The sequence below is a fragment of the Streptomyces sp. CNQ329 genome, from assembly GCF_000482585.1.
Genome location: NZ_AXVU01000010.1, coordinates 89,163 through 114,884, shown reverse-complemented (window position 1 = coordinate 114,884; position 25,722 = coordinate 89,163). Strand labels below are relative to the sequence as shown.

General features: G+C 72.1%; 27 protein-coding genes and 1 pseudogene. 13 read left to right on the top strand and 15 right to left on the bottom strand.

Annotated features, from left to right (window positions below; translation table 11 throughout):
• Positions 1 to 63 precede the first annotated feature (63 nt).
• Complete coding sequence (locus I003_RS0109495) at positions 64 to 675, bottom strand: TerD family protein (RefSeq protein ID WP_486584149.1); 612 nt, start codon at positions 673 to 675, stop codon at positions 64 to 66.
• Between the two features lie 162 nt (positions 676 to 837).
• Complete coding sequence (gene uvrB / locus I003_RS0109490; protein WP_027771319.1) at positions 838 to 2,964, bottom strand: excinuclease ABC subunit UvrB; 2,127 nt, start codon at positions 2,962 to 2,964, stop codon at positions 838 to 840.
• A 298-nt stretch (positions 2,965 to 3,262) separates the two neighbouring features.
• On the opposite strand from uvrB, the gene I003_RS0109480 reads away from it, so the two are divergent.
• Complete coding sequence (locus tag I003_RS0109480) at positions 3,263 to 4,189, top strand: glycerophosphodiester phosphodiesterase family protein (protein WP_027771318.1); 927 nt, start codon at positions 3,263 to 3,265, stop codon at positions 4,187 to 4,189.
• A gap of 54 nt (positions 4,190 to 4,243) precedes the next feature.
• Here I003_RS0109480 and I003_RS0109475 read toward each other — a convergent pair whose 3' ends face one another.
• Positions 4,244 to 5,098: an MHYT domain-containing protein gene (locus I003_RS0109475; RefSeq protein WP_486584148.1), complete on the bottom strand. Its 855-nt coding sequence runs from the start codon at positions 5,096 to 5,098 to the stop codon at positions 4,244 to 4,246.
• A gap of 237 nt (positions 5,099 to 5,335) precedes the next feature.
• Here I003_RS0109475 and I003_RS0109470 point away from each other — a divergent pair, with 237 nt between their 5' ends.
• A complete protein-coding gene (locus I003_RS0109470; RefSeq protein WP_037720459.1) occupies positions 5,336 to 5,863 on the top strand; it encodes a methylated-DNA--[protein]-cysteine S-methyltransferase in 528 nt (175 codons plus the stop codon).
• A 76-nt stretch (positions 5,864 to 5,939) separates the two neighbouring features.
• Positions 5,940 to 6,482: a DUF1697 domain-containing protein gene (locus I003_RS0109465; protein WP_027771315.1), complete on the top strand. Its 543-nt coding sequence runs from the start codon at positions 5,940 to 5,942 to the stop codon at positions 6,480 to 6,482.
• 70 nt (positions 6,483 to 6,552) lie between these two features.
• Here I003_RS0109465 and I003_RS31760 read toward each other — a convergent pair whose 3' ends face one another.
• Positions 6,553 to 6,714: a hypothetical protein gene (locus tag I003_RS31760; RefSeq protein WP_486584147.1), complete on the bottom strand. Its 162-nt coding sequence runs from the start codon at positions 6,712 to 6,714 to the stop codon at positions 6,553 to 6,555.
• Between the two features lie 186 nt (positions 6,715 to 6,900).
• Here I003_RS31760 and I003_RS0109455 point away from each other — a divergent pair, with 186 nt between their 5' ends.
• From I003_RS0109455 to I003_RS0109445, 3 genes are read left to right on the top strand one after another with little or no spacing between them, the layout of a single operon-like run.
• A complete protein-coding gene (locus I003_RS0109455) occupies positions 6,901 to 8,061 on the top strand; it encodes a tyrosine-type recombinase/integrase (RefSeq protein ID WP_486584146.1) in 1,161 nt (386 codons plus the stop codon).
• Positions 8,058 to 10,652 (top strand): tyrosine-type recombinase/integrase, encoded by a 2,595-nt coding sequence (locus tag I003_RS34635; protein WP_486584145.1) that lies wholly within the window; start codon positions 8,058 to 8,060, stop codon positions 10,650 to 10,652. The genes I003_RS0109455 and I003_RS34635 overlap by 4 nt, the downstream gene beginning before the upstream one ends.
• Entirely contained in the window at positions 10,649 to 11,227 is a 579-nt protein-coding gene (locus I003_RS0109445) for a DUF6262 family protein (protein WP_027771312.1), read from the top strand. The genes I003_RS34635 and I003_RS0109445 overlap by 4 nt, the downstream gene beginning before the upstream one ends.
• On the opposite strand, the gene I003_RS31755 is transcribed toward I003_RS0109445, so the two are convergent.
• From I003_RS31755 to I003_RS31750, 3 genes and pseudogenes are all read right to left on the bottom strand, one after another.
• Positions 11,219 to 11,737: a hypothetical protein gene (locus I003_RS31755; RefSeq protein ID WP_027771311.1), complete on the bottom strand. Its 519-nt coding sequence runs from the start codon at positions 11,735 to 11,737 to the stop codon at positions 11,219 to 11,221. The two genes, I003_RS0109445 and I003_RS31755, sit on opposite strands and share 9 nt — an antisense overlap.
• Entirely contained in the window at positions 11,734 to 12,138 is a 405-nt protein-coding gene (locus tag I003_RS0109435; RefSeq protein WP_027771310.1) for a hypothetical protein, read from the bottom strand. The genes I003_RS31755 and I003_RS0109435 overlap by 4 nt, the downstream gene beginning before the upstream one ends.
• Positions 12,139 to 12,524: 386 nt before the next feature.
• Positions 12,525 to 12,926: pseudogene (locus I003_RS31750) on the bottom strand (hypothetical protein); the annotation flags it as partial.
• Positions 12,927 to 13,063: 137 nt separating this feature from the next.
• On the opposite strand from I003_RS31750, the gene I003_RS0109425 reads away from it, so the two are divergent.
• The 3 genes from I003_RS0109425 (at position 13,064) to I003_RS0109415 (ending at position 15,456) form a co-directional block, all read left to right on the top strand.
• Complete coding sequence (locus tag I003_RS0109425) at positions 13,064 to 13,555, top strand: hypothetical protein (RefSeq protein ID WP_027771309.1); 492 nt, start codon at positions 13,064 to 13,066, stop codon at positions 13,553 to 13,555.
• A 40-nt stretch (positions 13,556 to 13,595) separates the two neighbouring features.
• Positions 13,596 to 14,495: a pseudouridine-5'-phosphate glycosidase gene (locus tag I003_RS0109420; RefSeq protein WP_027771308.1), complete on the top strand. Its 900-nt coding sequence runs from the start codon at positions 13,596 to 13,598 to the stop codon at positions 14,493 to 14,495.
• A gap of 73 nt (positions 14,496 to 14,568) precedes the next feature.
• The gene (locus I003_RS0109415; protein ID WP_027771307.1) at positions 14,569 to 15,456 is read left to right on the top strand and encodes a PfkB family carbohydrate kinase; all 888 of its coding nucleotides are present in this window, start codon (positions 14,569 to 14,571) and stop codon (positions 15,454 to 15,456) included.
• Between the two features lie 55 nt (positions 15,457 to 15,511).
• Here I003_RS0109415 and I003_RS0109410 read toward each other — a convergent pair whose 3' ends face one another.
• Together I003_RS0109410 and I003_RS0109405 are read right to left on the bottom strand one after the other, a co-directional pair.
• Positions 15,512 to 16,345: a hypothetical protein gene (locus I003_RS0109410; protein WP_027771306.1), complete on the bottom strand. Its 834-nt coding sequence runs from the start codon at positions 16,343 to 16,345 to the stop codon at positions 15,512 to 15,514.
• Between the two features lie 99 nt (positions 16,346 to 16,444).
• Complete coding sequence (locus tag I003_RS0109405; RefSeq protein ID WP_027771305.1) at positions 16,445 to 16,729, bottom strand: helix-turn-helix domain-containing protein; 285 nt, start codon at positions 16,727 to 16,729, stop codon at positions 16,445 to 16,447.
• A gap of 55 nt (positions 16,730 to 16,784) precedes the next feature.
• Between I003_RS0109405 and map the strand changes: the two genes are divergently transcribed.
• Positions 16,785 to 17,552: a type I methionyl aminopeptidase gene (map, locus tag I003_RS0109400; protein ID WP_027771304.1), complete on the top strand. Its 768-nt coding sequence runs from the start codon at positions 16,785 to 16,787 to the stop codon at positions 17,550 to 17,552.
• A 26-nt stretch (positions 17,553 to 17,578) separates the two neighbouring features.
• Here map and I003_RS0109395 read toward each other — a convergent pair whose 3' ends face one another.
• The gene (locus I003_RS0109395) at positions 17,579 to 18,037 is read right to left on the bottom strand and encodes a type II toxin-antitoxin system PemK/MazF family toxin (protein WP_027771303.1); all 459 of its coding nucleotides are present in this window, start codon (positions 18,035 to 18,037) and stop codon (positions 17,579 to 17,581) included.
• Between the two features lie 199 nt (positions 18,038 to 18,236).
• Between I003_RS0109395 and I003_RS0109390 the strand changes: the two genes are divergently transcribed.
• Positions 18,237 to 18,548, top strand: a complete 312-nt coding sequence (locus tag I003_RS0109390) for a hypothetical protein (RefSeq protein ID WP_027771302.1) — start codon at positions 18,237 to 18,239, stop codon at positions 18,546 to 18,548.
• A gap of 75 nt (positions 18,549 to 18,623) precedes the next feature.
• Positions 18,624 to 18,923, top strand: a complete 300-nt coding sequence (locus tag I003_RS0109385; protein WP_037720454.1) for a DUF6343 family protein — start codon at positions 18,624 to 18,626, stop codon at positions 18,921 to 18,923.
• A gap of 65 nt (positions 18,924 to 18,988) precedes the next feature.
• Here the strand turns inward: I003_RS0109385 and I003_RS0109380 are convergent, their stop codons facing one another.
• Positions 18,989 to 19,630, bottom strand: a complete 642-nt coding sequence (locus tag I003_RS0109380; RefSeq protein ID WP_027771300.1) for a uridine kinase — start codon at positions 19,628 to 19,630, stop codon at positions 18,989 to 18,991.
• 219 nt (positions 19,631 to 19,849) lie between these two features.
• On the opposite strand from I003_RS0109380, the gene I003_RS0109375 reads away from it, so the two are divergent.
• Positions 19,850 to 21,619, top strand: a complete 1,770-nt coding sequence (locus I003_RS0109375; protein WP_027771299.1) for a hypothetical protein — start codon at positions 19,850 to 19,852, stop codon at positions 21,617 to 21,619.
• A gap of 290 nt (positions 21,620 to 21,909) precedes the next feature.
• Here I003_RS0109375 and I003_RS0109370 read toward each other — a convergent pair whose 3' ends face one another.
• From I003_RS0109370 to I003_RS0109355, 4 genes are all read right to left on the bottom strand, one after another.
• Positions 21,910 to 22,785 carry a sugar phosphate isomerase/epimerase family protein gene (locus tag I003_RS0109370; protein ID WP_027771298.1) on the bottom strand — a complete coding sequence of 292 codons (876 nt, stop codon included), beginning with the start codon at positions 22,783 to 22,785 and terminating at the stop codon, positions 21,910 to 21,912.
• A gap of 513 nt (positions 22,786 to 23,298) precedes the next feature.
• Positions 23,299 to 23,664: a tetratricopeptide repeat protein gene (locus tag I003_RS0109365; protein WP_027771297.1), complete on the bottom strand. Its 366-nt coding sequence runs from the start codon at positions 23,662 to 23,664 to the stop codon at positions 23,299 to 23,301.
• A gap of 137 nt (positions 23,665 to 23,801) precedes the next feature.
• The gene (coaE, locus tag I003_RS0109360) at positions 23,802 to 24,422 is read right to left on the bottom strand and encodes a dephospho-CoA kinase (protein WP_027771296.1); all 621 of its coding nucleotides are present in this window, start codon (positions 24,420 to 24,422) and stop codon (positions 23,802 to 23,804) included.
• An 82-nt stretch (positions 24,423 to 24,504) separates the two neighbouring features.
• Positions 24,505 to 25,431, bottom strand: a complete 927-nt coding sequence (locus I003_RS0109355) for a PAC2 family protein (protein WP_037720451.1) — start codon at positions 25,429 to 25,431, stop codon at positions 24,505 to 24,507.
• Positions 25,432 to 25,722 lie beyond the last annotated feature (291 nt).

Here is a 25,722-nt window from a genome sequence, read left to right as displayed (position 1 = left end):
CACTCGCTGCGGCCGTCGACGTCGCGTCATGCCTCGGAAACCGGTCGTGTCGTGTCGTCGCCCTCAGAGAAGCGGCTGGATCGACGGCATGAGGTCCTGGAAGGTACGGCCGTTGGCGGGCGAACCGAGGGCGGTCATGCCCCAACCCGACCCCGCACGGTGCACCTTCGCCATGATCTGGGCGGTGTACGTGCCGCCGCCGGTGAGCGTGTAGCGCGCCAGCTCCTGGCCGTTGGTCTCGTCCACGAGGCGGCAGAAGGCGTTCTGCACCTCTTCGAAGGTCTGGCCGGTGAAGGAGTTCACGGTGAAGACGATCTGGTCGATGTGCACCGGCACGCGCTGCAGGTCCACCAGGATCGACTCGTCGTCACCGCCCTGGCCGGCGCCGCCGACGAGGTTGTCGCCGGTGTGCCGCACCGAGCCGTCGTCACTGACGAGGTGGCGGAAGAAGACCACGTCGACGGGCTCCTTGTCGGCGAAGAGCACGGCGGAGGCGTCGAGGTCGATCTCGCGCGTGCGCTTACCGAAAAGACCGCGCCGTTCGGCGGCCTGCCAGCCGAGCCCCATGCGGACCGCACTGAGGGTGCCGCCATCGGACTTCTGCAGGCTGATGGCCTGACCCTTGGACAAGTTGATCGACACGCTTACGTTCCCCTCCTGCTCCGAACACGCCATGACCGGCGCGCTGCCACGCACATTACGCAGGACAGCGGCACTGTGCTCCCCCCGGAGGAGGATTTGTGGCGCTCCTGCTACACATCACCGGTCGTGCGCTCCCGGACGGCCACGCCCCGCGTACGCCCGGGGGGCGCTCCCTCGCCCCGCACCACCCCGGCCCTACGACAGCCCCGCCTCCTTCATCTGGCGCAGCTCCTTCTTCATCTCCGCCACCTCGTCCCGCAGCCGGGCCGCCACTTCGAACTGGAGGTCCGCCGCGGCGGACCGCATCCGGGCGGTCATGTCCTCGATCTGCGCGGCGAGGTCGGCGGCAGGCGTTTCCGTGGGCGCCGCGGCGGCCTCGGCACCGCGGCCGGGCCCGGGCTTCTGCCGCAGCTCCGGCACCGGCGCCTTCGCCGGGGCGTCCGGCTTCGTGGACCGGTAGCCCGAGCCGAGCAGCGCCTCGGTGTCGACCTCCTCGCGGGCGATCTGCGCGACGATGTCATTGATCTTCTTGCGCAGGGGCTGCGGATCGATGCCGTGCGCCTCGTTGTACGCGATCTGCTTGGCGCGGCGCCGGTTGGTCTCGTCGATCGCCTTCTCCATACCCGGCGTGATCTTGTCCGCGTACATGTGCACCTGGCCGGAGACGTTGCGCGCGGCACGGCCGATGGTCTGGATGAGCGAGGTGCCCGAGCGGAGGAAGCCCTCCTTGTCGGCGTCGAGGATGGCCACCAGGGAGACCTCCGGCAGGTCCAGGCCCTCACGCAGCAGGTTGATGCCCACCAGGACGTCGTACTCCCCGGCGCGCAGCTCGCGCAGCAGCTCGACGCGGCGCAGCGTGTCGACGTCGCTGTGCAGATAGCGCACCTGGATGCCCAGCTCCAGGAAGTAGTCCGTGAGGTCCTCGGCCATCTTCTTCGTCAGCGTGGTGACGAGGACGCGCTCGTCCTTCTCCGCGCGGGTGCGGATCTCGTGCACCAGGTCGTCGATCTGCCCCTCGGTCGGCTTGACGACGACCTCGGGGTCCACGAGCCCGGTGGGCCGGATGATCTGCTCCACGACACCGTCGCCACGGGACAGCTCGTACGGCCCGGGGGTGGCGGAGAGGTAGACCGTCTGCCCGATGCGCTCCAGGAACTCCTCCCACTTCAGCGGGCGGTTGTCCAGCGCGGAGGGCAGCCGGAAGCCGTGGTCGACGAGGGTGCGCTTGCGGGAGGCGTCGCCCTCGTACATGGCGCCGATCTGCGGGACGGTGACGTGCGACTCGTCGATGACGAGGAGGAAGTCCTCCGGGAAGTAGTCCAGCAGGGTGTGCGGCGGGGAACCGGTCTCGCGGCCGTCCATGTGCAGTGAGTAGTTCTCGACGCCGGAGCAGGTGCCGATCTGCTGGAGCATCTCCAGGTCGTACGTCGTGCGCATGCGCAGCCGCTGCGCCTCCAGCAGCTTGCCCTGCTTCTCCAGCGAGCCGAGCTGCTCGTCCAGCTCGGTCTCGATGCCGGCGACGGCCTTGGCCATGCGCTCGGGGCCGGCGATGTAGTGCGAGGCGGGGAAGACGTACAGCGCGTCGTCCTCGCTCATGACCTCGCCCGTCAGCGGGTGGAGCGTGGACAGGGCCTCGATCTCGTCCCCGAACATCTCGATCCGGACGGCCAGCTCCTCGTACACCGGGAAGATCTCGACGGTGTCGCCGCGGACCCGGAACGTGCCGCGCGTGAACGCCTGGTCGTTGCGGGTGTACTGGATGTCGACGAAGCGGCGCAGCAACTGATCCCGGTCGATCTCCTCGCCGACCTTCAGCGGGACCATCCGGTCGACGTACTCCTGCGGCGTGCCCAGGCCGTAGATGCAGGAGACGGAGGCGACCACGATGACGTCGCGCCGGGTGAGCAGCGAGTTCGTCGCGGAGTGGCGCAGCCGCTCCACCTCCTCGTTGATCGAGGAGTCCTTCTCGATGTACGTGTCCGTCTGGGGGACGTACGCCTCGGGCTGGTAGTAGTCGTAGTACGAGACGAAATACTCCACCGCATTGTTCGGCAGGAGTTCACGGAACTCGTTCGCCAACTGGGCGGCCAGTGTCTTGTTGGGCGCGAGGACCAGCGTGGGGCGCTGCAGCCGCTCGACCATCCAGGCGGTCGTCGCCGACTTGCCCGTGCCGGTCGCGCCGAGCAGCACGACGTCCCGCTCGCCCGCCCGGATCCGCCGTTCGAGCTCGTCGATGGCGGCGGGCTGGTCGCCGCTCGGCCGATACGGGCTGACGACCTCGAAGGGCGCCATGGTGCGTTCGATGTCTGTGACGGGCCGCATGCCCCCACCGTACGACCCGCCACTGACAACGCGACGCGGATCGCTCCGGCGCCCTCGCCGACCTGGCCCAATACCGAACGTCCCGGTGAGCCGACCAGATGATTTCCGGCCAGATCCATGATGTCCAAAACGGCATAGCAAGCGCTTCCACAAGCCTGTCACCTGCGCCGACCGTCACCGGCCCGCGTTCACCGCGCCGATATCGGCGTTCAATCTCTGGCCATCCGCGGCCTCGTACTCTGTCGCCTGCCACTGGGACCCTGCGGCGTAAGTGATCACCTCTAGTCGAGGAGACTGCATGCCCTCCCGCACGCTTCTGCGCGCGTCCGGCGCTCTGACGGCCCTGGCCGGTCTCATGTTCACCGCTGCCGCCACGTCCGCCACCGCCACCGCCGCCGAGCCCGCAGCCGACTCCGCCGCCCCCGCACCGGTCGTGACCGTCGCGCACCGCGGCGCCTCCGCCGACGCCCCCGAGAACACCCTTCCGGCCATCGACCTGGCCCGTGAGAGAGGGATCGACTGGGTCGAGAACGACGTGCAGCGCAGCAAGGACGGTGAGCTGGTCATCATGCACGACGACAACCTCGCCCGGACCACCAACGTGGAGGAGCTCTTCCCCGACCGCGCGCCCTGGAAGGTGGCCGACTTCACCTGGAAGGAGATCAGCACGCTCGACGCCGGGAGCTGGAAGGGCGAGGAGTGGGCGGGCACGCGGGTGCCGACGCTGAAGCAGTACATGCAGCGGGTCACGCAGAACCGCCAGAAGCTGGTGCTGGAGATCAAAAAGCCGGAAGCGTACCCGGGGATCGAGGAGGAGATCCTCACCGAACTGCGCAAGACCGGCTGGCTGAGCCGCGCGGCGGTGAAGAACAAGCTGGTCGTGCAGAGCTTCGGCGCGGACTCCATCAAGACCGTGCACGAGCTGCGGCCGGATGTGAAGACCGGCTTCCTCGGCGCTCCCGAGGTGGCGGACCTGCCCGAGTACGCCGCCTTCGCGGACCAGATCAACTCCAACCACGGCACCATGTCGGCGGAGTACTACGCGGCCGTCCACGCCCTTGACGGGCCGCACGGCAAGAAGCTGGAGGCGTACACCTGGACGGTCGACGACCCGGCGCGGGCCGTGGAGCTGGCCGGGTGGGGCGCGGACGGCATCATCACCAACAAGCCCGACGTGATCGCCGAAGCACTGGAGAACGCCGGATTCCGGGTCGCCGCGGAGTAGCGGCCGGGGGCGTCCGGGTGCGGACCGGGGACGGCGGGCGGTAAGCCCCCGGCGTCACACTCCGCCCGGCCGGCCGCCGCCCCTCTCGAAGGAGGACGCCGCTCCCGAGCCCGCCGGCTCGGGAGCGGCGTACCCCCCGGCGATGCCCTCGTCCTCCACGGGCACCCGCCACTCGTTCTCCAGCGGGTCCATGCCGACGAACAGACCGACGAACACCAGGAGCAGCACGGGCCCGATCAGGATCGGCGCGAGGATCTCCGCGGGGCTCCTGCCCTCCGCCACCGCGTTGGTGACGCGGGCGTGCACCTCCAGCGCCGCCATCCCCGTGTAGTGCATGCCGGAGACGGCCACGCCCATGATGAGCGCGGCGACCACCGCGGCGCCGAAGCTCTTGACGGTCATCGACAGCCACAGCGCCACCGTGGCGGCCACCACGGCGATGAGCACGGACAGCGCCACGACCGTGCCGTCATAGACCAGCCGCCCCCGGTCCATCTTCATGCCGGCCATGCCCAGATAGTGCATGGCCGCGATCCCGAGCCCGGTGACGATGCCGCCCGCGGTGAGGGCGAACGCGGTGCGGCCGAGGTAACCGACGGTGAAGAGGCCGATGCCGACGACGACGATGGCGACGCCGAGGCTCGCCAGCGTGATCGGCACCTCGTAGTTGAGGTGAACGGACTCGGCGGTGAAGCCCATCATGGCGATGAAGTGCATGGTGAAGACGCCCGTGCCGATGGCCACCGCGCCCAGCAGCAGCCAGCCTGCCCGCCGCGCGGGCTCGACGGTCAGCGCGCGCATGGTGCAGCGCAGCCCCAGGGCGCTGCCGGCCGCGGCCATGATGAAGGCGGTGGCGGGGGTGAGCAGGCCGTACGTGAGCCCGTCGACGGGCACGGGGGCAGCGAGCACGGAGGAACTCCCGGGTCTACTGAGGGCGTGTGTCTGGGGACGGGACGGCGGCGGACGTATCGACAGATGTAGTGGGCAACCAGGGGGGAATCGTAGGTCTGTGCGAGTCGCGACCGGAATGGTTCGGCAGCGCTCGGCCCAGCCGATACGCAATCGGTACGCGGTCGATTTGTCCTGTCCTGCGAGGGCCGGGGGCGGGCGGAGGCGGCTGTCAGTGCCGTGTCCTACGCTCGCGGCATGAACGCCACCGATGCCATCGCACCGCGGACGGGCCGCCGGGTGGTCGGCTCGCCGATCGGCCCGCTGCTGCTCGCCGCCACGGACCGGGGTCTGGTCAAGGTCGGGTTCCACGCCCGGCAGGACGCCGCGGGCGCGGGCGAGGCGGAGGAGCCGGCGCGTGCGGCCGAGCACATAGCGGTGGCCGAGAGCCAGTTGCGGGCGTATTTCGCGGGCGAGCTGAAGGAGTTCCGGCTGGAGCTGGACTGGTCGCTGTCCGACGGCTTCAGCCGGCGGGTGCTGGAGGAGCTGGCGGCCCGGGTGCCGTTCGGCTCGGTCGTCAGCTATCAGTTCCTCGCCGACCGCGTCGGGGAGCCCGGCGCCGCGCAGGCGGTCGGCCGGGCCATGGCGTCGAACCCGCTGCCGATCGTGGTGCCCTGCCACCGCGTGATCGAGAGCGACGGCGGCCTGGGCGGCTTCGGCGGCGGCCTGGACACCAAGCGGAGCCTGCTGGCACTGGAAGGCGTGCTGCCGGAACCGCTGTTCTGACGGTGCGAGAAGGACGGCCCGTGCCCGGCCGTCGGGCACGGGCGCGCAGGCCGGAGAGCGAAGGGAGGCGACGGGCGTGGGCAAGCAGATCGCCCTGCTGCGCGGCATCAACGTCGGCGGCAGGAACAAGGTCCCCATGGCGGGGCTGCGCAAGGCGCTGACCGACCGCGGATTCAGCGGTGTCGCCACATACGTCGCCAGCGGGAACGTCGTCTTCGACGACCCCGGCACGCCGCCGGAGAGAACCGCCGAGGCGGTCGAGGCGGTCGTGCGGGAGGAGTTCGGCCTGCGGATACCGGTCGTCGCACGCACGCGGGACGAGCTCGCGGCCGTCGTCGCCGGCAATCCGCTGCCGGAAGGTGCCGCGGAACCGGCCCGTTTCCTCGCGGTGTTCCTCTCCGGGCCGGCGCCGGACGACGCGTGGTTCCGTACCGTCGACCCCGCGTCGTACGCGCCCGACCGGTTCGAGATCGGCGACCGTGTCGTCTACGTCTGGTGCCCCGGCGGGCTGGGCCGGTCGAAGCTGGCGGGCGACTTCTCCGGCCGCGCGCTGGCCGTGACGGCGACCGCCCGCAACTGGAACACCGTCCTCAAGCTGCTGGAGATGGCGGACGGCTGACGCCGGGGCGCGGCCCGGCCCGGTCCGTGCGCGGCGAGACGCGCCGCGGTGGCGCCCCGCGTCCGCGGGGTCATCCCGGGCGGCTCTGGCCCCGTTCCCGGGCCCACGCCTCCAGCGCCTCGAAGTCCTCCTCCACCAGGCCGCGCGCCGGATCGATCCGCCGCAGCAGCGCCTCCCCCGGGTGGTGCTCGGCGATCCATGCCATGTCGGCAGCCGTGATCTCGTCGTCCACCCAGGCGAACGTCCGGCCGGCGGCCTTTTCCAACTGGTCTGTGAGTGTTCGTGTCCCTCGTTTGGGTGCCCTCCACCGGCAACCCGTGCCGGTTAACCGACTATCTCCGTTCTTTTCAGTACGTGTAGGAGATCGGTTGGGGAGGCAGGGGTGGCACGTAGTCGAGTGGTCCTCGGGGACTTGCGGGTGCAGGTGCTGGAGAGGGCTGGTGGTGGCAGGTCGTACACCGTCGTGTGGCCGGACTGCACGGTCGACGCGGAGGCGGACTCGTATCTGCGGCCGTTCGAAGGCTCGGGGTCACAGAAGACGTACGCCTACTCGTTGGTGGATCACTTGCGGTGGCGGATCCGGGAACGGCTGACCACCGAGACGATCACGATGCGTGACTTGCACCGCTATATGGGGGCGGTGGGTGCCCACGTGCCGATGCCGTACGGGCAGCCGTGGCGGGTGCCTCCTCAGCGTCCGTACGGCGCCTCGGCTCTCCAGGTCGCGGCGGCATGCCTGAAGGGCTTCTACCTCAACGCGTGTGCCAGCAACGGCGTGAACGAAGAGCTGATGCAGGCCCTGGCGGTCACCCGGCTACCTACGAGGGTGGACCGGGACCGGGCTCTGTTGGGGCACGTGAAGACGTCGATGACGGCCAACCCGTTGGCTCCGAAGCGGCCGCCGCGGCGTCGGCACCCCAAGATGCTGCCGGACGGGGCCAAGGAGGAGTTGCGGGGCGTCATGAACACGGCCCGCGACGACATGGTCCTGCAGTGGCTGTCGGACACGAGCCTGCGGCCGGGTGGGCTGGCTGGGCTTCACCTGATGGACCTGCACCTGAGGGAGAACGCGGCCTGCGGCGAATGCAAGAGCCCTCACCTGCATGTCTGTCATCGCTGGGGCAACCCGAACCGGGCCGCCGCGAAGATCAAGCCGGAGTGGAAGGTGATTGACGGGGTGATCACCGGCGGAGAGATCTACCGCGCCAGCCCCGCGATGATCAGCAGCTACTTCAAGTACATGACGACGGAGTACGCGGAATACGCCACGGGCCACGGGATGCTGCTGATCCAGCTGGCCGGCCCGAACCGTGGAGAGCCCTGGAGCGCGGATGCCGCCCGGGGGATGCTGCGGCGAGCCGGCCGCAGGGCCGGGTTGCCCGGGAGGATCACGCCCAAGGCCTTTCGCCACCAGATCACCAACGACGTGCTGGACGTCACGAACGGCGACTCGATGGTGGCCAAGGCCGTCGGGAACTGGGTGTCGGCCAGGATGGTCGATGAGGTCTATGGCCATCCCGACGTGCACTCGCCCGAGTTCACGGCCGCTCTCCAGGCCGTCTGGGGTGAGGACGAATGACGCACCCTGCACCGGCACTGCGGGCCTTGCCGTTGATCGTTCCTGGGCGGGACGGACGCACCACGCGGGACCGGTTGGAGCTCCTCACCGCCTTGATGGACGCCCCGTCCTTCGACCCGCTGTTCCGCCCGGACGTCATCAAGGTTCCCGGAGACCATCCCGTCTACGGATGGATCTGCGGTGTTCCGGAGTGCCAACGGGGACGGGAGGCCACGGCCGACTTCTGTTTCAACCACGATGTGGAGTGGCGGAACCTTAAGCGGGAAGGCAAGCGGCTGGACGCCTTCCTCAAGAACGCCCGGCCTTTGCCGACCGTGTCGTGGCACGACCCGCCGGACTGTCTGATCTGTCCGGGGATTCCGGCGGCCAGCTCGATCGGGTTGTGCAAGCTGCACGTGGACCGCTGGTATCAGCACCGTCTGCGGCAGCAGCGGCAGGGACAACTGGCCGATCTCGACGGGTGGTTGGCGTCCGAGTCCGCGTTCGTGCCGTTCGGCAAGTGCCGGGTCGATGTCTGCCCCGATCAGGCAGTGAGTCCTCTGGGGCTGTGCAGTCGGCACCGCTACCGCTACAAGAGCGAGGGGCAGCCCGGCGGCGCCAACCTGCCCAAGAACTGGGGCAGATGGCTGGCCGACTTCGGCAAGCCCATCCCGGTGACCTACACCGACGAAGCCCGCTTCCGGCGGTGGTGCACCGAGACCGGCCCGATCGCGCGGATGAACGGCTGCCTGAGCCTGCTTCGTCTGCGTCCGCTGGTGAAGCGTGAGATCCAGTGGTCGATGTTCCAGCACACACAGATGCCCGTGGAAGGCAACCCGTGGCCTGTCCAGTGGCTCCAGCACGTCGCGGAGGACTGCCGTCGGCAGGGGGCCGACTCGCTGGCAGATCTCGACGTCGGACGCTGCCGACAGGTCTCACGCAAGATCGTGAAGACGATGCTGCGTTACCTGCGCCTGATCTACTTCACCCGGCAGGACACCAAGGACGCGGGCTTCATCGACCTGGGGCACTTCGGCGTCCGGATCGAGGAATGCGACGGCCTGTTCGACCTCAGCGGCATCTCGCAGCGCTGGCTGCGTGACCTGCTCTGGGAGTCTCTGGCAGACCGGCTGGTCAAGGCTCCTCCCCGCAGCAGGAACCCCCTCGAGACCAGACGGCGCGGCTGCATGGAACTGAGTGCCTACCTTGAGGCCCAGGCACCGGAGGGCGGCCACGACCCCGCGCTGCTGACCGCAGACCACATGATCGACTTCCTCACTGACCAGCGCCACCGCGCCGAACACGGACTGCCCTCGCTCGCCTTTCCCACCCAAAGAGGAGGCCGGAAACCGACCCGGATGACGAAGATGTCCGTTGGCGGGCTCCTCAACGGCCTTCGCCAGCTCCTTCGAGAGGCACTCGAGTCGGGCGAGGCCGAACGCGCCGGACTGCACCGCGCATTCATCGTCGCGCTCCCCACCAGCGGCATCAAAGTCGGACGCCGCCGCCCCTACCCCGACGACGTCGCCCGCGCCCTCGCCCACCCCGACAACCTGGCCCGCCTGGCGGCCAGCGATCCCGGCGACAGGGGCCTGCGGGACATCTGGGTAACGCTCGTCTTCACCGGCCGACGTTGTAAGGAAGTCCTCAACGCCCGCCTGAACTGCATCGGCCGCCACAACGGAGTCCCGCTGTTCTGGCACGACCAGACGAAGGTCGGCAACCTGGACGCCGCGATCCGCATCCCCGAACGCCTCTACCAGACCATCGAGCGACGGCAGGCCACCACGATCGCCCGCTTCGTCCAGCGGCAAGGGCACGAGCCAACCGCCGAGGAGAGAGCGCAGATCGCACTCTTCCCACGGCGGACCGCCAACCGCGAATGCCTGAAGGGCGTGAGCTACGGATGGTTCCACCGCCTCTTCCGCGCATGGGTGATCACCCTCGACATCGGACACTGCGTCCCCCACCAGACGCGGCACACCCTGGCCACCCAGCTCCTGCGCAACGGCGCGGACCTCAGCCACGTCAAGCGCTACCTCGGCCAGGTGTCCGAGCGAATGGCCGAGCACTACGTCCATCTCGCTCACACCGACCCCCGGCTCAACGACGCCCTCAACGCCATCTGGGTCGCCGGCCCGGGCGCCCCGGAACCCGGGACCCTGCTGACCACCGGCGAGCCGATGGCACGGGAAGAGGCCGAGGCCATGCTCGTCGATCTCACCCGCAAGTCGACACCGGCCGAAGGAGGCTTCTGCACCTTCCAGCCCGTCGTCGACGGAGATGCCTGCCCCTGGAAACTCAACTGCCATAACTGCGACAAGTTCGTCATGACCGGCGCCGACCTCGTCTACTGGCACCGCAAGCGCGAGCAGTGGCGGATGCTCGCAGAACGGGCACCGGACAGCGTAACCGCCGACTACCTACACGAGGTCTTCGAACCCACCGCTCGGGCGATCGCTGGCCTGGAGAGAGCGCTGGAAGCCGTCGGGCTCCTCGAGGAAGCCCTTGCACTCGATCTGCGGCGGCCCCAGGACTACTTCGGTCGCGTCTGGAGCACCGCGTTCCGGGCTCGTGAACTTGCCCGGGAAGACACCGGGGCAGCCGCATGAGCTCCGGGCCCGAATCCACCATGGCCGCTATCGCCGCCCGTCGGCGGCAGACCCAGGACAAGCTCGCCCAGGTGGAGAAGGCCATCGGCCAGCTCCGCCGCGAACGCGGACGCCTGACCGTCCGGGCCATCGCCGAACGGGCCGGGGTGTCCGCCACGTTCCTCTACGAGAACACCGACGCCCGCACCCTCGTGAAGGCCGCAGTCGCCGACAGCCGCAGCCGACATGACCGTCTCGGGCAGGAACAGCACGACAGGATCGAGGCGTCCTGGCGGGAACGAGCCTTGAACGCCGAGGCCGAGCTGACTCGCACCCAGAAGGAGGTCTTCGCCCAGCGGCAGCGGATCGGCGAGCTCATGGGACAGCTCCGCGACTTCGACCAGATGGTCCCCGGCGAGTCCGTCCAGCAGCTGGCCACCGAGAACACCACCCTCAAGCACCGTGTCCACCAGCTCACCCAGGAGCACCGCAAGCTCCAAGAGCGGCTCGAAGGCGCCCGCTCCAACCTCCGCTTCGCCGACAAGCGCATCGCCGACCTCGAAGCACACGTCCTGGAGCTGCAGCAGTCACGCTGAGTATCTAGTTCTGATCTCCTGGGTGTCAGAGGCGCGATCGAGCGTGAGAGAAGCCGACGCAGCGTGGGTGAACTCGGTCAGCGCGGCCCGTAATTTGTTCAGGTACTCCAGAAAGTACGAGGTTGTGGTCTCCCCGGGTATGTAGTCCTCGATGCAGAACTTGCGGGTGCTGTGTGCATCGGTAGCGATCTGGTCGGCCAGAGCGGCCAGGTCGGGGCGCAGTGCTCCGGTTCGGGCGGCCTCCGCCCGCAGGTGGACCAGAGCATCGTCAACATGGATCAGGGCCCGGTCCTCCCAGAGGTAGCCCGGCCCTCCGCCGGTGAGGTCGGCACTCGCGTGGACTAGCCAGACGAGATCCGCCCGGGACATGAAGTCACGGGCCGCATTGGACAGGCGGACCACCGGATTCGTCTCTCCGGCATGGACTATGACATCCCGCCCGGCCGCGACATACCCGCTGTGCACCTGGGTGACGACGGCATTCCGGGGGCGCCAGGGCCAGCGGATCACTGATGCCGGTCCAGGTTGACGCCGATGATGTCCCGCCCGGCCGCGATGCCGTCGGGGCCCGATCGGACGTCCACATCCGCATCCACGTCGGCAGCGCCATTCGACAGCGAAGACGACGCGGCGCCGGGGGCGACGATGTCCCCGACGGCGGAAGCCCGTCCGCCGTAAATCTGGATACGTCGACGCTGAGGGGTGCTGGGGGTGAGGGAGGCGACGGACCAGACGAGTGCAGCCGCGCTCAGGACGGCGCCGATCAGAGAGGCCACCCAGCTGGCCATCTCCAGGTTCGCGAGGACGACGGCGAGGCCCAGTGCGACGACGGCGGAGGCAGAGAGCCCGGCCGTCGCCCACAACACGGGGCGCGGGGGGACAGCAGCAGGGCTCGGGGTGTTGGGGTCCATGGAGTTCCTCCCGTGAAGTCGTTGCGCCCGCTCGGGCACAACAGCCACCCTGAGGGCAGGCCGCGTCGTCGCGCAAACCTCATTTGCGCAGGTCAGATGCTTTGGAGGGCCGTCCTGTACCGTCTCGTGTACGCGCGCAGCGCATGCCCCGGAGGGGCAACACGAGACGGTACAGGACGGCCCTCCACTCCGTCCGACGAACGCTCTTTGTGTGGAAGACATCACATTCTGTCTGCTTTGCGGCCTCGCGTAGGGGTAGGACTCCGAGGCCAATTCGACCCCGCCTGGCCTTTTCTCCGGTCCTGGTCTCGTTCTCCCCCGTCCCTGACACGTCCGTGACGCGTCTTCCCACTTCACAGCGACACGATGAGAGCAGTGATCGGTAAAGCGGCCCAGGCGGCGACGTGCCGCGTCTTCCAGTACAACCCGTCCGGATCATCGGTGGTGAACATCGACGGCCACTCGATCACGGGCAGCGGCGGCAGCCCGAGCACCTTGTCGCCGATGACGGTGTTGGCCTCGTGCATCCACGTCGTCGCCCACACCAGGTCGTAGGGCAGCGACAGCAGCCGCGCCCCGTGCGCCGGCCGCAGCCACAGCCGGAGGGGCCCTGCGGGCATGCCGGTGACCACGTACTCGCCGTAGCCGGGCGGCTGTACGGGCGCGGCGTAGGGGTTGAGAGGCCCGTCGACGTCGAGCAGGAGGAGCGGGCGGACGGGAGCGCCGGGTGCGCAGGGGTCGGGGGCCGGGGCGGCGTCAGGGTCGGCAGCGCGGTCAACGTCGTCCATCCTCCGAAGGTAAGGGCTGACGCCGCCCGCGTATCCCCCTCGCGCGCGCCTCCGTGGCCCTCTCCCGATCCCCCGCCCGGGCGCGGCGGGCGGGACCCGGATGCCGGCCCCGGCGGCCACCCCTTAAGGTCTGGGCCATGGCGATCCCTGAGGTCATCCCGATACGTCACGAGCCCGGCTACCGCACCGAGAACATCGGCCGTTACGACCACGGGCAGTTCCTCGCCTCGATCACCGCCGCGTACCCGCCGGACTACCGGATGGGCCCCGACTGGCTGGAGAACCGGCGCTGGTACGCCGTGCTGCACCGCTTCGACGCCGAGGGCCACCACACCGGCTCCGATATCTGGACCCCGGGTCCCGGCGTGCCCGCGGACGGGCGGCTGGACGCGAAGCTGGAGGGCTGGCTCGACGGATTGCCGGGGCTGGTGTTCGGCGACATCGCGATCCGGCCGTTCGAGGTCTCCGCCGACGGAATCCGGTTCGGGCTGGTCGCCGAGCGGCACGCGGCGGCCGGGCCGGGGGGCGCGGGCGCCACGGACGCCGGCGAAGACGAGCCGGACTGGGCGGAGTTGTACCCGGACCGGCTCGGGTTCCACGAACCGTGGGACGGCCTGTACGACACGTAGGGCCTGATCACCGGGCACGGCCGGCACGTACCGTGGGCGCATGCACCTGACTGACGAGGTACGCGCCGCGCTCGCGGACCGGCGACCGGTCGTCGCCCTGGAGTCGACGATCATCGCCCACGGCCTGCCCCGCCCCCGCAACCTGCGGGTGGCCGCCGAGCTGGAGGACATCGTCCGCTCCGCCGGGGCCGTGCCCGCCACCATCGCCGTCCTCGACGGCACTCCGCATGTCGGGCTCGGCAGCGCGCAGTTGGCGCGCATCGCCTCCGACGAGACCGTGCGGAAGCTGACCGTACGCGACCTCGCGCCGGCCGCCGCCCTCGGCGCGAGCGGCGCGACGACCGTCGCGGCCACCGCGTTCCTCGCGGCCCGCGCCGGCATCGGCGTCTTCGCCACCGGCGGTCTCGGCGGGGTGCACCGGGAGTGGACGGAGTCGCAGGACGAGTCGGCGGATCTGCGGCTGCTGGCGCAGACACGGATCGCGGTGGTCTGCGCCGGGGTGAAGTCGATCCTGGACGTGCCGGCGACGCTGCAGCGCCTGGAGACGCTGGGCGTGACGGTGCTGGGCTACGGTACGGACGAGTTCCCGGGGTTCTACCTGCGCACGTCCGGGGAGCCGGTGGAGTGGACGGTCAGTACGCCCGCGGAGGTCTCCGCGGTGCTGCGCGCCCAGCGGGAACTGGACGTGTCCCCCTCGGCGGTGATCGTGGCCAATCCGGTGCCCGCCGGCGAGCAGTTGGACCCGGCGGTGCACGACGCGGTACTCGCGGACGCGCTGCGCGAGGCGGGGCGGCGGGGCGTGAGCGGGCAGGCGATCACGCCGTTCCTGCTCGGGTACCTCACGGAGCACACGCGGGGGGCGTCACTGGAGGCGAACCTCGCCGCGGTGCGCGGGAACGTGCGGCTGGCGGCGGAGATCGCGGTGCAGGACGCGAGCTGAGGGGGCGGCTGTGAACGGGGGTCCGGGCGCGCAGGGTGGTGCGGGGACGCGCAGGGGCGGCGCTGGCCGTGCGGTGCTGCTCGTGATCGGCGACGTCGTCACCGATGTCGTCGCCCGCCACGCCGCGCCACCCGCCCCCGGCACGGACACGCCGGCCGAGATCGCCGTCCTCCCCGGCGGCGCCGGCGCGAACGTCGCCGCATGGGCGGCGCATTGTGGCGCGCGGGTGCGTCTGCTGGCGCGCGCGGGCCGGGACTCCGCGGACTGGCATCGCGCCGCGCTGGTACGCGCCGGCGTCGACGCCCATGTCCGTATCGACCCCGAAGCGCCCACCGGCAAGGTGGTCGCCCTGGTCGACGGCGGCGGTGAGCGGTCGTTCCTGACGGACAGCGGGGCGTCCGTCCGGCTGGGCCCGGAGGACTGGGAGCCGGGGCTGCTGACCGGCGTCACGCACGTCCACCTCTCCGGCTACCTGTTCTTCACCGCCTCCGGCAGCGCGCTCGCGGCACTCGCCGCCGCGGAGGCGCACGCGCGCGGGGCGACGGTCAGCGTGGATCCGGCATCGGCGGGCTTCATCGCCGGCTCGGGTGTACGGGCCGTCCTCGCCGCGCTCGCCGGGGCCGACACCGTGTTTCCCAACTCCGCGGAAGCCTCGCTGCTCACCGGGCATCCCTCCCCCGCCGCCGCTGCCCGGTCCCTGGCGGCCTCCCTCGGCGCCACCGCCGTGGTCACCGCCGCAGCCGACGGCGCGTACCTCGCCGCCCCGGGCGCTCCCGCGGTGCACATTCCCGCCACCCCGGTCACGCCCCTCGACAGCACGGGAGCCGGCGACGCGTTCGCGGGCGCTTATCTGGCGGCCGTGCAGTCCGGCAGCGCCCCGCGTACCGCCGCGGCGGCCGGGTGCGCCACGGCGGCAACGGCGGTCCGGACATCGGGCGGACGGCCGGGGCAAGGGGCGTAGCGGCGCGGCCGGCGGGCCTGAGGCGCACGAGGGCGGGTCCAAGGGCCCGTACGCCTCAGATCATGCGCCTGCGCCCCGGGCGTGCGCGCAGGCGGCCGGGGTCCGGGCCGTGCGGGGCCGCGGCGAGGGCGTCGCGGACGGCAGCGGTGAAGGCGTCCGGTTCGCGGAACAACTGACGCGGTGTGGTGTGGACGAGGTGCAGGCCCAGGGCTTCGAGGGCGTTGTGGTGCTCGACGGTCCCGTCGTCGGTGCGGTACGGCGGCTCGGTGAGGTGGAGGAGGACGCCGGTGCGAGGCCAGTGGGCGTGCGCGGTGGTGAGCCAGTAGCCGTCGAGGTGCAGCGGGGTGTGCCAGAGCGGGGGCGGCAGGCCGGCGGCGCGGAGAAGGGTGCGGGCGCGGTTCTCGGCGGGTGGGCGGGCGTCCGGGCCGAGTGCGGCGAGTGCGGCGGCGACGTCGGGGCGGGTGTGCAGGCCGGCGGCGCGCAGCGCGGTGGCCGCGGCGGCGGGCGGGGTGGCGCGGGCGTCGAGCAGTTCGCGCAGGAGGGCGGCGGTGCGGTCGTGGTCGAGGACGTCGCGCAGGGCGTCGGCGGCGGCGCGGACCGGCGGGGCGGCGGGGAGTCCGGGTGGCAGCCGGACGGGCGGGGGCAGGCGGCGCCGGGCGTGGTGGACGCGGATCCCGGGCGGCGGGGTGAAGCGGCGGCGCGGCGGGACGAGCACGTCGACCACGCGCACCTCCGCGGCGGCAGGCACGCCGCGGAACCCGTACAGCGCCAGCGCCGCCACTCCCGTCAGCAGCGCCTCCCCGCGGCCGGCGCCCCGCTCCAGAGCGGCGCGGTAGCGCGTCTCCCAGCCGCCGCCGGGGGGTTCACGGAGGGCGTTCGCGTACGTCATGGGTGCGCCATGCCCGCCGCGGCGCCCCGCTACGGCGTTGCGGCGGCGGACTCACCGGGTCGGGTGGCGGCCCGGGGCCCGGAGGTTGACCCGCAGGCGCTACGCCGCGTGCACCGCACGGTCGGCGGGCGCGTCCGGCTCGGCCGCGGCGCAGGTGTCGGCGAGGGCGTCGAGGGAGACGCCCAGGGTGGTGGCCAGGGCGGCGATCGTGAAGAAGGCCGGAGTGGGAGCGCGGCCGGTCTCGATCTTGCGGAGCGTCTCGGCGGAGATGCCGGCCGCGGCGGCGACGTCGGTCATGCTGCGCTCGCCCCGGGCGGTGCGCAGCAGGGCGCCGAAGCGCTCGCCGCGGCGGCGCTCCTCGGGGGTCAGTGGAGTACGAACCATGTGCGTGATACTAATACCGGTATAGTAATTGGGGAGGCCGAGGGAGAGCCACGTCATGGTCGAAATCAAGAACGACGCCGCGCTGGACGCCATGCGGGAGGCCGGCCGCGTCGTCGCCCAGGCCCTCGACGCCGCGCGGGCCGCGGCCGGCGTCGGTGTCAGCCTGCTGGAGCTGGACGAGGTCGCCCGGGCGGTCCTGGACAAGGCGGGGGCGCGATCGCCGTTCCTCGGCTACCGGCCGGCGTTCGCCTCCACGCCCTTCCCCGCCGTCCTCTGCACCTCCGTCAACGACGCCATCGTGCACGGCATCCCGACCGGCTACCGGCTGCGCGACGGGGACCTCGTGTCCCTCGACTTCGGTGCGGAGCTGGACGGCTGGACGGGCGACGCCGCGATCAGCTTCACCGTGGGCACACCGCGGCCCGGGGACACCGCGCTGATCGCCGCCACGCAGCGCGCGATCGACGCCGGGATCGCGGCCGCGGTCGCGGGCGGACGGCTGGGCGACATCTCGTCCGCCGTGGGACGCGTGGCCGCCGAGGCCGGCTGCGGGATGCCGGCGGACTTCGGCGGGCACGGCATCGGGCGGCGGATGCACGAGGACCCGCACGTGCCCAACCGCGGGCGCGCAGGGCGCGGTTACCCGCTGCGGCACGGGCTGACGCTGGCGATCGAGCCGATGCTGCTGTCCGGCGGCTCCGACGACTACGGCGTCGACGGCGACGGATGGACGCTGCGTACGACGGACGGCAGCAGAGCGGCACACATCGAGCACACGATCGCGGTGACCGACGACGGGCCACGGGTGCTGACGGCGCTGTGAGGGCCCGCGCGCCGGGGACCCGTGGGTCAGCTCCAGCCGTAGCGCAGGCGCAGCCGGTGCTCGACGAGGTGGAAACGCCGGCGGTCCAGCGAGCACGCCTCACGGCGCATACCGCCGTCGTGGAGGCGCAGCACGCGATCCAGGTCGACCCACGACTCGCGGCCCGCGCGGTCCCAGGGGCCGGCGCCGATGCGTACCCAGTCGTGGTCGTCGTCGCGGCGCCTGCTGGACAGTTGCACGGCCAGGACCGTACCGGCGGACTCGCGGGCGACGACCAGGACGGGACGGTCCTTGCCGCGGCCGTCGTTCTCCTCGTACGGGACCCAGGTCCAGACGATCTCGCCGGGGTCGGGGTCGCCGTCGGGGTCGGGCGCGTAGGAGGTGCGTACGACTCCGGCGGCGCGCGGGTCTATCTCGGTGGTGGCGGCGGGGCCGTGCTGGCCGGGCCAGGCCGCTCGGCCGTTCTCATCGGTCGGCGTGGTCACGCGAGGCACCGTAGCAACGGGGGCCGGGCGGGCGACAGGGCGGTGGCGGCCGGCGCCCGGCACCCGACACCGCTCTGCCGCGGGGCGGCGCAGCGGGGCGTCTGCCTCAGGGGGCGCAGGGCGTCATATGCCGGGGGAAATGGGGCGCTGAGGGCGGCCGGGGCAAGCGGTGTCGGTGCGGGGTTGTAGCTTCCAGGGCATGGACTACCACGACGTCGTCGACGAGCTCGAATCAGCGGAGCAGGAGCTCGGCCTGGCCGCGTGCGACGTGGACGAGACCGAAGGAGCCGGGCTGGACCTGGCCGGGCTGGCCGCCGAGCTGGCGGAACGCACGGAACCCACCGGGGCGGGCCGCCCCGGCGCCCCCGCCCGGACGCGGGACGGGGCGGACGCGGCGGTGTGGACCGCCGGCCGGGCCGACGGGCTCGCGGAGGCCGAGCGGGCGGAGGGGCTGCCCGAAGCGCAGTGGCCGCAGGGCCGGCAGATATCCCTGGCGCGCGGCGTGCGGTAGGGGGCCGTGCGCGCAGCGTGCCCGGTTGGACCTCGGCCCCGCGGAGTCGGATGCTGGGGGTAGGAGGTGCTAGGCATGAGGCTCATACGCTCTGGTGACGAGCCTGTGCACGCCCGCTCCCCGTTGCGTTTGCGCTTCTGGCTGGCGCTGTGGGGAACGCTGTGGATGATCGCGGGCACGGTGTTCTTCGTCGCCGTCGACGAACCGGCCTGGGCCGCGGTGACCGCGGCTCTCGCGGCCCTCACGATCGTCGACATCGTGGTGGTGCTCCGGCGCATGAGGCAGGGTCCGCGTTTCCAGCCGGGCCGGGACGTGCCGCCGTACGAGCCGATGCGTAAGGACGAGGAAGAACACAGGCCGAGGCGGATGCCCTGAGCCGGGTCGCCGCGTCTGCGTGAGCGGCCGGGGCTGCCGGACAGCCCGCTGGTGACGAGAAGGGGCTACGGCTGCTCGGGGCGCCAGGCCGGGCGGCGCGGGTCGTCGAGGCGTACCAGCACGTCGGCGGCTTCGGCGGGGCCGGCTTCTTCCTCGTAGCGGGCGAAGGCGGGCAGTGTCCAGCGGTCTCGCTCCGGTGTGCGCCGGGCCAGGGCGGGGGCGGAGAGCTGCAGATGAACGACCAGGTCGAAGGGGAACCAGCGGCCGAGCAGCAGCGGCCCGTGGAGGAGCAGGACGCCGCCGGGCGGGAGTGAGACGTACGGGCTGCGCGTGGCGCGGTCGGTGAGGGGGTCCCAGAGGTCGGGCAGGACGCGCCCGTCGCCGCCGGGCTCCAGCGGACCGAAGACCTCGCGCCAGAGTGCGCCGGTGTCCAGCCAGATGTCGTAGTAGGCGTCGGGGTCCTCGCGCCCGAACTCGTAGCGGAGGGAGGCGGGTCGCAGAAAGCCGCCCGCGGCGAGGACGAGGGCTTCGCGTCCGCGCAGCCGCAGGGCGTCGCGGATCCGTGCGGCGAGTACGCCCGGCTCCGCCGCGGGGGCACCGTCCACGGCGACGCGCAGCCACGGGCCGCCGTCGGCCGCCTTCGTCTCGGCGAGGCGCTCGGCGAGCGCCTCGGTGAGCCGCTCCCAGGAGATCGCTTCCAACCGCACGGTTCCATGATGCCGCCCGGGGGCGCGGGACGGGCGCGGGACGGGCGCGGAGGTGGTTGCCGCGGCGGGCCACGGTGCCGGTATGCCGCCGGAGGCCGCGGTCCCGCGCCGCGGGCCCGTGGGCTGCCCAACCGGGCGGTGCGCGGGAGTGGTTGAGTACGGGCACCGGATACGAAGACGCGCACCGTGGCCGAACGGGGAGCGAGGGGGACGACACACGTGGGACCGGACGAGCTGAGCCCGCCCGAGCGGCGGCTGTGGGACGCCTTCCCCACCGCCGGGCGCGTCGACCTCCGCGTCGGCGATCCCGTCGCGGACGCCCCGGCCGGGGGTGCCGCCTGGGGCCCGGAGCGCGTCGTGCGCGCCGAGGTCGTCGCCGCACTCCTGCTCGGCGCACGCGACACCGAGTCCGGGCACACCGCCGCCGTGCAGCTCGCCGGCGCGCGGATCACCGGCCGCCTCTCGCTCGACCACGCCGACGTGGAGCACCATCTGCGGCTCCAGGACTGCTCGTTCGAGGAGTCCGTCGACCTCTTCGGGGCCCGTACACGCCAGCTCGGCTTCAACGGCTCTCATCTGCCGGGGCTGCTCGCCTCCCACCTCTGGGCCGAGGGCAGCCTCCGCCTGACGGGCTGCACGACCAGCGGCAGGATCCGGCTCGTCGCCACCCGCATCGCCGGCACCCTCATCCTCAACGGCGCCCGCCTTCACGACCCGGAAGGCGAGGCGCTCAACGCCACCCGCCTCCAGGTCGACAACGACATCCTCATGCGCGACGACTTCTCCGCCCAGGGCACGATCGTGCTGCGCAGCGCACGCATCGGCGGCAGCATCGACCTGCGCGCGGCCCGGCTCGACGCCGGTTCCGGCGACGCCGCACTCGACGCCGCCCGGATCCAGGTCGAGGGCGACTTCTCCGCGTACCGGCTGTCGGCGACCGGCAGGCTCGGCCTGAGGAACGCCGCCGTCGCGGGAGCGGCGTTCCTGCGCAGTGCCACGCTCGACAACCCCTCCGGACGCACTCTGGACGCCCCGGGTGTGCACGTCGGGTCGGACGTCGTGCTCGACAAGCACTTCCGGTCCCACGGCCAGATACGGCTGGCCGACGCGACCGTCGGCGGCCGGCTGGTGATGAGCGGGGCGCGCCTGCGGGCGGAGGCGGACGACGCCGCGCTCGACGCGTACGGGATACAGATCGGCGCCGACGTCGTGCTGGACCGGCTGACGGCCACCGGTCTGGTCCGCATGTCGGGCGCGCAGATCACCGGCCGTATCCAGGCCGGGGGCAGCCGCATCAGCGGTCACACGCCCGGTGGCACCGCCCTCAGCCTGCGCCGCACCGCCGCCCGCGAGGCCGATCTGGGCACCACACGCCTCGACGGCATCCTGGACCTGCGCTACTCCACCCTCGGCGTCCTGCACGACGCGGCCGATACCTGGCCGGTCCGGCTCCGCCTCGACGGCGCGGTGTACGAACAGCTCCGCCACCCGCTCTCCGCCGCCGAGCGGCTGCCCTGGCTGAGCCGGGGCGACAGCGCGTACGTCCCGCAGCCGTACGAGCAACTCGCCGCCGAGTACCGCCGTCTCGGCCATGACGACGACGCCCGCCGGGTCCTGCTCGCCAAGCAGCGCGCCCGCCGTGTCCGGCTGCCCTGGTACGCCCGTCTCTGGGGCGTCGTCCAGGACGGCGTCGTCGGCTACGGCTACCGCCCGGAGCGCGCCGTCGCCTGGCTGGCCGGGCTGCTGGCACTGGGCTCCCTGCTCTTCTGGGCGGACCCGCCGCGGGAGCTGGAGCCCGAGAAGCGGATCGGGTTCAACCCGTTCGTCTACACCCTCGACACGCTGCTGCCGGTCGTCGACTTCGGCCAGGGCAACGCGTTCGCGCCCGACGGCGGCTCGCAGTGGGTGGCGTATCTGCTCACCGCCGCCGGGTGGATCCTCGCCACCGCGGTGGCCGCCGGCGCCGCACGGGCCCTGAACCGGCCCTAGCGAAGCGGCTCGTGCGGACGGAGTGACGCCGGGCCTGGGGTTCGGGCCGGTGGCGGCCCGAGCGGCAGCGGCCGTCGACGGGAGTCAGGAGAGCCCGCCGGGATGGCCGCTGCCGCGCGGCCGGGACCCGCGAACACCCGCCCGGGTGCGGGTCCGCCCGGTGCGTTCCCCGCCCGGGAACGCACCGGGAGCACCGGAAAGAGCCGGCAACACCGACGCGGCGGATACGCCGCCGGCGCCGGAGGAGCCGTCGGCTCCTCGGCACCGGCGGCGCGGCGCCGTGGCGCGCCTCAGTAGCGCAGCGCCGACAGGTACGCGTAGCTGTTGCGCGCCGTCGCGAACGGGTCGGCCGGGTTGTCGTGCTCGACGAGCCACTGCCTGACCCCGCCGCTCTTCGCCCCCTGGAACATCCGCGGGAAGTCCAGTACGCCGGAGCCGACGTCGGCGAAGTCGCCGTTCTCCGCCATGTCCTTGACGTGCAGCGCCGGGAAGCGGCCCGGGTGGCGGCGGAAGTACGTGAGCGGGTCGGCGCCGCCGCGCGTGGCCCAGTACACGTCGAACTCGAAGGCGACCAGGTGGGGATCGGTCTCCTTGACGAGGATGTCGAAGAGCACCTCGCCGTCGACGGTCTCGTGATCGCTGCCGTGGTTGTGGAAGAGCACCTGCTGCAGGCCGGCGTCGCGGCAGGCGCGACCCGCCTCGTTCATGATGCGCGCGGCCTCACGGAAGCCGTCCGGCGTGTGCATGGCGCCGGGCAGGCTGGGCACGACGACCCACTGGCCGCCCAGGGTGTGGACGTCCTCGATCGCCTGCGGCAGTCCGCTGCCGGAGACGATGTCCCACGCGACGTGCTCCAGCACGGCGGAGAGCCCGGCGTCGTCGATCATGCCGCGGATCTGCTGCGCGTTGTGGCCGTGCCTGCCGCTGACGCCGACGGTGGCGTAGCCGATGTCGGACAACTGCTGCAGCGTGCCGGCGAAGTCCGTGGCCAGGGGGCCACGCATGGTGTAGAGGTGCATGCCGATGCCGCCCGGCGGGATGCGCCGCTTGCCCGGCCGGCCGCCGGGCGCCTTGGCCTCGGCCGCCGCCGCGGGTGCCGCCGCGCCGCCGAGGGCGGCGGCGGTACCGGCGCCGAGCGCGGCGCTGAGCAGCGCGCGCCGCCCCATGCCGCCGTTCGCCGGCCGCCGGGGCGTGCCTCTGCCGTCGCCTCCGTGGTCCGTTTCGTGCCTGCCGTTCATGCGCACAACCGCCTCTCCCGCGTCTGCCGTGTCCCGCCTAGAAAGCGCTTTCTGGCATGCGCGCATCAGAGTAAGCGGCCCGCGTCACGCGGTCAACGGGTCGACCGCACCGGGGCGCCTTCTGCGACGCACACGGGGCGACCGGGTGGACGACAGCGCAGGCCGACGGGGGGCGCACAGTCCGCCGGGCAGCCGGCCGGAATCAGATACGCCGCCCGGCGTTCGCTCACCCACCTACCGGAGAACCGCATGGCGCTCGGCGTGGCGTCAGCGTCGCGCGCCCCGCCTGGCACGGCGACGCGGGCGGGGGAGCAGACGGCGACGCCGACCGGCTCCCTCTGCAGTACCGGACGCGGCCTCGTCAGGCCGGGAGAACACCACCCGGCGACCCGCCCGGGATCCGGTACGCGCCGAAGGCCCGCCCCTGCCCACTCCCGGCGGCTACTCCTCGAATCCCGCCGCGTCCACGAAGTCCGGCCGCGGGTCCAGTGCCGCCGCCAGCCGGAAGTGCCGCCGCACCTCGTCCGGGTCGCCCCCGGCCCGCTCCAGCGTGCGGGCCAGCGCGAAGTGGGCGTAGGCGTTGTCCGGCTCCCGGTCGATGACCGTGCGGAAATCGGCCTCCGCCGCGCGGAGCCGGGCGCTCATGAAGTACGCGCGGGCGCGCAGCAGCCGCGGCGAGACCTTTTCCGGATGGGCCTCGACCAGCGGATCGAGCAGTTGGACCGCGCCTCGCGGGTCGCGGGCGGCGAGCAACTGCTCGGCCGCCCGGTAGTCGACGACGTCGGTCTCCGGGCTGCGCTCGGCCACGGCGGGCTCCTTCCTGGGCCTCTTCGTCCTCTTCGTCCTCTGCGTCTTCGGCGGCTGCTTCCTCTTCGCCTTCTTCCTCGCCGGTCGCCGGGAGGCGACCGGGGACGGCCGGAGACGATGCGCCTCCCAACACGGGATCATGCCCCGCTCTTCCGCCCCCTGACCCCCTTGCGTGCCACCAGTTCCTCCCAGACCTTCCGCACCCGCTCTTCCAGCTCCTCCGGCGTGCCGTTGTTGTCCACGACGATGTCGGCGATCGCCAGCCGCTGCTCGCGCGTGGCCTGCGCCGCCATCCGCGCGCGCGCCTCGTCCTCCGTCATGCCGCGCAGTCGCACCAGCCGGTCGAGCTGGGTGGCGGGCGTGACGTCGACGACAACGACGACGTCGTAGAGCCCGGCGAGATCGTTTTCCGCCAGCAGCGGCACGTCGTGCACGACGATCGCGTCCGGACCCGCCGCCTCCTGCAGTGCGGCGGAGCGCTCACGGACCAGGGGATGGATGAGGGCGTTCAGCGCCTGCCGCCGGTCGGCGTCGGCGAAGACGATGCCGCCGAGCTTCGCCCGGTCCAGGCTCCCGTCGGCGGCCAGCACCTCGTCGCCGAACTCCGCGACGACCGCCGCCAGCCCCGGCGTGCCCGGCTCCACCACCTCGCGCGCGATCGCGTCGGAGTCGATGACGACCGCCCCGTACGAGGCCAGCAGCCTCGACACCGTGCTCTTGCCGGCGCCGATCCCGCCGGTCAGTCCTACCGTCAGCATGGACCCAGCGTAGGCGGCCTGCGCGCAGGAGCGCGGGGCCGGAACGTACGATCCCCGCTCCGGCCCCCGCGCGCTCCGCGTCTCAGTCGCCCTCCTCGCGCTCCGCGAGGAACTGCTCGAAGGCGCTGCCCAGCTCGTCCGCAGAGGGCAGCTCGGCGGGCTCGGCCATCAGATTCTCCCGGTCGTCACCGCCGGACATCGCGTCGTACTGGTGCTCCAGCCCGCGGACCATGCCCACCAGCTCCTCGTCGCCCTCGTCGACCTGGCGCTCGATCTCGTTCTGCACCTTCAGCGCCTCGGAGCGCAGCGCATGCGCCACGCCCGGCAGCACGAGTCCCGTCGCGGAAGTGATCGACTCCAGGACGGTCAGCGCCGCGTCCGGGTACGGGGTGCGGGCCAGGTAGTGCGGCACGTGGGCGGCGATGCCGAGGACGTCGTGCCCGGCCTCGCCGAGCCGGTACTCCAGCAGCGCGTCGGCGCTGCCGGGGACCTGCGCCTCGTCGAAGACGCCGCGGTGGCCCGGCACCAGGTCGATGCGGTTGCCGTGCGGCGTGAGGCCCACCGGGCGGGTGTGCGGCACGCCCATGGGGACGCCGTTGAAGCTGACCGCCAGACGCACGTTCAGCCGCTCCACGATCTCGCGGACGGCATGGGCGAAGCGCTCCCACTCCACGTCGGGCTCGGGGCCGGACAGCAGCAGGAAGGGACTGGCGGTCGCGTCGCGTACGAGGTGGAGTTCGAGCTTGGGCACCTCGTACGCCGCCCAGTGGTCGCGGCGGAACGTCATGAGGGGCCGGCGCGCGCGGTAGTCGACGAGCCGGTCGTGGTCGAAACGGGCCACGACCTCGTGCGGAAGGTCGTCCAGCAGGCGCTCGCTGATCTGGGCACCGGTCTCGCCGGCGTCCATGAAGCCCTCAAGGTGGTAGAGCAGAGTCAGCCCCGCCGAGTCGTGCTCCAGCACCGCGTCGACGGCCGCGAGCCCGCTGGGGTCCCATTCGTACATGCTCATGGGGAGGTAACACCCCGCGTGCCCGCGGTGATTCCCGGTGACGCGGACGGATTTGCGCGCGATCCGGCCGGGGCGCCGGTGCCCCAGGTCAGCCGGGCTGCCGAGGCCGGAAGCCGGCCTCCTCAACTGGCCGGATCATGCCGTGCGACGGCGGAACCTCGCCGCGGCGGATTGCGTCCTTCTCCGCGGAAGGAGGGGGTCGTCGTGCCTGAGCAGCGGCCGGGAGAAGAAGTCCCGGGCGGGCGCGGCGGGTTGCGGGAGCCGCTACGGCCCCGCCGAGGGGGGCGGCGT

Excerpts from the sequence above, each read along its gene's own strand:
- I003_RS0109495 (WP_486584149.1), bottom strand. The coding sequence starts at position 675 with ATGGCGTGTTCGGAGCAGGAGGGGAACGTAAGCGTGTCGATCAACTTG.
- uvrB (WP_027771319.1), bottom strand. The coding sequence starts at position 2,964 with ATGCGGCCCGTCACAGACATCGAACGCACCATGGCGCCCTTCGAGGTC.
- I003_RS0109480 (WP_027771318.1), top strand. The coding sequence starts at position 3,263 with ATGCCCTCCCGCACGCTTCTGCGCGCGTCCGGCGCTCTGACGGCCCTG.
- I003_RS0109470 (WP_037720459.1), top strand. The coding sequence starts at position 5,336 with ATGAACGCCACCGATGCCATCGCACCGCGGACGGGCCGCCGGGTGGTC.
- I003_RS34635 (WP_486584145.1), top strand. The coding sequence starts at position 8,058 with ATGACGCACCCTGCACCGGCACTGCGGGCCTTGCCGTTGATCGTTCCT.
- I003_RS0109445 (WP_027771312.1), top strand. The coding sequence starts at position 10,649 with ATGAGCTCCGGGCCCGAATCCACCATGGCCGCTATCGCCGCCCGTCGG.
- I003_RS0109435 (WP_027771310.1), bottom strand. The coding sequence starts at position 12,138 with ATGGACCCCAACACCCCGAGCCCTGCTGCTGTCCCCCCGCGCCCCGTG.
- I003_RS0109425 (WP_027771309.1), top strand. The coding sequence starts at position 13,064 with ATGGCGATCCCTGAGGTCATCCCGATACGTCACGAGCCCGGCTACCGC.
- I003_RS0109420 (WP_027771308.1), top strand. The coding sequence starts at position 13,596 with ATGCACCTGACTGACGAGGTACGCGCCGCGCTCGCGGACCGGCGACCG.
- I003_RS0109410 (WP_027771306.1), bottom strand. The coding sequence starts at position 16,345 with ATGACGTACGCGAACGCCCTCCGTGAACCCCCCGGCGGCGGCTGGGAG.
- I003_RS0109405 (WP_027771305.1), bottom strand. The coding sequence starts at position 16,729 with ATGGTTCGTACTCCACTGACCCCCGAGGAGCGCCGCCGCGGCGAGCGC.
- map (WP_027771304.1), top strand. The coding sequence starts at position 16,785 with ATGGTCGAAATCAAGAACGACGCCGCGCTGGACGCCATGCGGGAGGCC.
- I003_RS0109390 (WP_027771302.1), top strand. The coding sequence starts at position 18,237 with ATGGACTACCACGACGTCGTCGACGAGCTCGAATCAGCGGAGCAGGAG.
- I003_RS0109385 (WP_037720454.1), top strand. The coding sequence starts at position 18,624 with ATGAGGCTCATACGCTCTGGTGACGAGCCTGTGCACGCCCGCTCCCCG.
- I003_RS0109370 (WP_027771298.1), bottom strand. The coding sequence starts at position 22,785 with ATGGGGCGGCGCGCGCTGCTCAGCGCCGCGCTCGGCGCCGGTACCGCC.
- coaE (WP_027771296.1), bottom strand. The coding sequence starts at position 24,422 with ATGCTGACGGTAGGACTGACCGGCGGGATCGGCGCCGGCAAGAGCACG.
- I003_RS0109355 (WP_037720451.1), bottom strand. The coding sequence starts at position 25,431 with ATGAGCATGTACGAATGGGACCCCAGCGGGCTCGCGGCCGTCGACGCG.